Genomic DNA, 1883 nt, shown 5'->3' with positions numbered 1-1883 from the left:
CTTCCTTCGACAAGGCCAATCGCTCCTCAGTAAGTTCGTTTCGTGGTCCCGGTCTCGACAAGGGGCTGCAGATCCTGGCGGACATCAAGAGCCGCTTCCAGGTCCCCATCATTACCGATGTGCATGAACCTTCCCAGGCCGAACCCGCTGCTGAAGTGTGTGACATCATTCAGTTACCGGCCTTTCTGAGCCGGCAGACTGATCTGGTGGTGGCCATGGCGAAAACCGGCGCGGTGATCAATATCAAGAAAGCCCAGTTCCTGGCGCCCCGGGAAATGGCCCACATCATCCGCAAGTGTGAGGAAGCCGGCAACGACCGCATCATTCTGTGCGAGCGCGGCACCAGCTTTGGTTACAACAACCTGGTGGTGGATATGCTGGGCTTTGGCATCCTCAAAGCCATGGATGTACCGGTGTTCTTTGATGTGACTCACGCCTTGCAGATGCCCGGTGGTCGCGAGGATTCTGCGGGTGGACGTCGTGCCCAGGTGGCTGATCTTGCCCGGGCGGGCATGTCCCAGGGGCTGGCGGGCCTGTTTCTGGAGGCGCACCCGGATCCTGATAAAGCCCTGTGTGACGGCCCCTGTGCGTTGCGGTTAAGCCAGCTGGAGCCATTTCTGGCTCAGGTCAAGGCCATTGATGATCTGGTCAAGAGCTTCCCGGCGCTGGATACGGCGTGACCTGGCGATTGTGACTGGCAAAGAAGAAACTGTTTAACACCCTGATTCCTTGGATTCTGAGATAACCCTGTTCCGGAGACTGAAAAGCATGACCAAAATTGCCGATATCAAAGCCCGTGAGGTGCTGGACTCCCGCGGAAATCCGACGGTAGAAGCGGACGTGATTCTTGCGGACGGTACCCTGGGACGCGCATGTGCACCTTCAGGAGCATCCACCGGGTCACGGGAGGCCCTGGAACTTCGTGATCAGGACGGATCCCGCTATCTGGGTAAAGGGGTCACCCTGGCAGTTGCAGCCATCAACAACGATATCCGTACAGCCCTGGTAGGCAGGGACTCTGCCGATCAGCGTTCGCTGGATCAGATCATGATTGATCTTGACGGTACCGAGAACAAGGCCAAGCTTGGCGCCAACGCCATTCTGGCGGTATCACTGGCGGCGGCCAAGGCGGCTGCCATTTCCCTGGGCAAGCCGCTATATGAGCACATCGCCGACATTAACGGCACGCCGGGTAAGTACTCCATGCCGGTGCCGATGATGAATATCCTCAATGGCGGTGAGCACGCCGATAACAACGTCGATATACAGGAATTCATGGTGCAGCCGGTGGCGGCGAAGAGCTTTGCCGAAGCACTTCGTATTGGCGCAGAGATTTTCCACAGTCTCAAAAAGGTGCTTCAGTCCAGAGGCCTGAGCACGGCGGTGGGCGATGAGGGTGGTTTTGCCCCGAACCTGCCGTCCAATGAGGCGGCGCTGGCGGTTATTCAGGAGGCCATCGCGGCCGCAGGCTATGAGCTGGGTAAGGACGTGACCCTGGCCCTCGACTGCGCTTCCTCGGAGTTCTACAGGGATGGCCAGTACCAGCTCACCGGCGAAGGCAAATCCTTCGATGCCGCTGGTTTTGCGGATTATCTGGCGGGATTGTGTGATCGCTTCCCCATTGTGTCCATTGAAGATGGTATGGATGAAAGTGACTGGGCTGGCTGGAAAATTCTGACCGACAAGCTGGGCAAAAAAATCCAGTTGGTGGGTGATGACCTGTTCGTTACCAATACCCGCATTCTGAAAGAAGGCATCGACAAAGGCATCGCCAACTCGATTCTGATCAAGTTCAACCAGATTGGCAGCCTTACCGAAACCCTTGAAGCCATCAAGATGGCACAGGCGGCGGGTTATACTGCGGTAATCTCCCACCGCTCCGG

2 protein-coding genes are annotated in these 1883 nt (G+C 57.2%); both read left to right on the top strand.

The genetic code is table 11. The features are described 5' to 3' along the window. Positions 1-680 (top strand): 3-deoxy-8-phosphooctulonate synthase (gene kdsA, locus AAC035_RS21110; protein WP_339807087.1); only part of this gene is annotated, 680 nt, incomplete at its 5' end. 88 nt (positions 681-768) lie between these two features. Beyond that, positions 769-1883 (top strand): phosphopyruvate hydratase (eno, locus tag AAC035_RS21105; RefSeq protein ID WP_339807086.1); only part of this gene is annotated, 1115 nt, incomplete at its 3' end.

Source organism: uncultured Marinobacter sp. (assembly GCF_963974375.1).
Lineage (GTDB): Bacteria > Pseudomonadota > Gammaproteobacteria > Pseudomonadales > Oleiphilaceae > Marinobacter.
This window is presented reverse-complemented; position numbering and strand designations above follow the sequence as displayed.